Origin of the sequence: Bacteroides sp. Phil13 (genome assembly GCF_001940965.1) — a bacterium.
Lineage (GTDB): Bacteria > Bacteroidota > Bacteroidia > Bacteroidales > Bacteroidaceae > Bacteroides > Bacteroides intestinalis.
This window is the reverse complement of record NZ_MSHA01000020.1, coordinates 1-2250: the sequence shown is the minus strand read 5'-3', so window position 1 is coordinate 2250 and position 2250 is coordinate 1. Positions and strand designations below refer to the sequence as shown.

The window sequence follows — 2250 nt, the reverse complement described above, 5'->3', positions numbered from 1 at the left end:
GAGAAAAAGTCTGATGGCAGGAGTACATCTGAACAGCGGCTGTACATTTCAAGTCTGGATAGCAGTGCAGGGCGGCTTAGTCAGATAACCAAACAGCATTGGGCTATTGAAAGCATGCACTGGGATCTTGACCGCAACCTCCGGCAAGACAGCATAAAGCGTAAAGCTGAACGGTCGGCCAGGAACCCGGACACAATTCAAAGGATGGTGTTGGCACTGATTGCAGTTTGGAAGAACAGAAGGAAAAAAATATCAGATAAGAGAAAGGGGACGGCTGAAATAATAAGGGAGTTATCGGTAAACTTCACTAACGTATTGCATTTTCTGAATCAAAAATGAGAAAAATATAGATTTGATATATTCGTAACAAGTTGATTATCAACAACGAAATTTTCACCCATGCCGCACTGACATGGGTAGGGGGATTGTACCCTTAAATCAAAGGTTAAATGAAAAAACCGTGGTTATTGAAACTATATATGTAATGTGGGAGTTTGACACTTCTTGTCTTCGACGAAATTTGTAACTCTCTGAAATAGTTTCTATAAGAACTCTTTTTCATGTCAAATATACTATTTACATTTCTATATATCGTCTTCTCCGATAAAGCCCGTCTTCTTTAGCAACAACCTGGCGAATACATTTATTCGTACCAGTAGTGGCGATCAGCGTGCTACAGATATGGAAATTCTGGCAATACAGTGCGACCAAGCATTCGGAATCCGTTCTGAGGTGACTATACCCGGCATAGGCATGGAAGATATTAACACTGTCTCGTTGCAAACCTATCGCCGCAGCATTCAACAGTTCAATAGTGAGTTTGCTTACAACAACTTAAATGATGAGGCTTTTTGCCGGAAGATTGGTGCTGTCATTGACGGTCTCCTAACAGAGTTTATAATGATTGCATAGAATTTCAGAATCCGGGAAGATTCTTTATTGATTTTAACCGATTGAAAGAAAATTCGAATATTCCACGCAAAGAATTACCTGAAAGACTTCAAGTATCTGAATCTGCCATACAAAAACACATTGTTTTTCTTAAAGAACAAGGAATCATAACGCGGGAAGGTGGCAATAAATATGGGAAATGGAAAGTAATTGAGTGATACACTCAATTACCTTTATTCGTCTGTTTGCTTTATCCAAAAAATCAAGCGAATGTAAGGTAAGTTGCGCTCATATATGCTCAAAAGATTTTTGAGCGGGTTTAAACCGAACAGAAAGATAAGTGATAAGTTTGTCAAAGAACTAATTGAGATAGCTACCTCTATAGGGCAGCATGAATATCTTAAACGCTATGTGATTTTATAACGAACCATTTCTTATAAAAGAAGCCCTAAAAAACAGCGATTTTACTTAAAAGGATTGCCCTGAAAACTATGTTGAAAACTGCAAATGAAAGGGATGTTTTGCCGATAACCACAAAGGGCGTGTTGAATTCTGCAAATGCCATTGCTATAATCGACGATAGGCGCGCAGAAAACAACGTGAAAAAGAATAAATAATAGAAGTAGATTATAATTTATCAAAGAAATAATAACAGCATCATCAGAATAGGAATCGACTGCTGCTGTTGCTTTTTGTATATCTACACGAGTCTGGGAGTAATGAAAAGGCTTGTGGCTGAAAGCAATCTGTTTGTCGCCGTGGTCCGGTCGAAATGCCACACTTCATCGTCCGGAATGCCACACCTCACCACCCGAAACCTGTGGCATTTGGGGCGATAAAGTGTGGCATTTGGGGCGATAAAGTGTGGCATTTGGGACGATGAAGTGTGGCAGTGCGCGGCACTGCCTAAATAATGATTTAAATTTCACCACGGAGGACACAGAGGACACGGAGGTTTTTAATAAATTCAAATCCGTAGTATCTGTCATTCAGAGGGCTTTAGCCCGAAGAATCTCTTCTCCTTGCATACAATGCGCTATCTTAATAGAGGAGTAGACACGGCTCTTTCATTTAAGGGAGTTAGAGGAGTTATCGCCCTTAAATGATAGTTTTAGCTCATAAAAAGAGAAAGAACTCCGTGTCCTCTGTGGTGAAATAAATTCCCATTAACCCATCGGTGGTATTTATGCGGAATCATAAAAATACTATCCATCGCACTTCTTTTTCCGTTTGGGTTTGTTATATTTGTGTGTGTTTATAAACTCTAAAATATCAATGTATGAAAAGCTGGAAAGTAGAAGCAGCCATCATAGCCGTGGGGCTGCTTTTGTTGGGAATCATGGTAAAAGGCGGTATCAA

The 2250-nt window shown here is 39.6% G+C and carries 2 protein-coding genes and 1 pseudogene; all 3 read left to right on the top strand.

The genetic code is table 11. The features are described from left to right. A pseudogene (locus BWI44_RS03020) lies at positions 1-339 on the top strand (ISAs1 family transposase); the annotation flags it as partial. A gap of 342 nt (positions 340-681) precedes the next feature. After that, positions 682-912 (top strand): DUF8451 domain-containing protein, encoded by a 231-nt coding sequence (locus BWI44_RS03015; protein ID WP_016273394.1) that lies wholly within the window; start codon positions 682-684, stop codon positions 910-912. Between the two features lie 41 nt (positions 913-953). After that, positions 954-1109 carry an HTH domain-containing protein gene (locus BWI44_RS22280; protein WP_165852465.1) on the top strand — a complete coding sequence of 52 codons (156 nt, stop codon included), beginning with the start codon at positions 954-956 and terminating at the stop codon, positions 1107-1109. Positions 1110-2250 lie beyond the last annotated feature (1141 nt).

What these genes read in the sequence shown, in the direction of transcription:
- BWI44_RS03015 (WP_016273394.1), top strand. Translation starts at nt 682, where the DNA reads ATGGAAATTCTGGCAATACAGTGCGACCAAGCATTCGGAATCCGTTCT.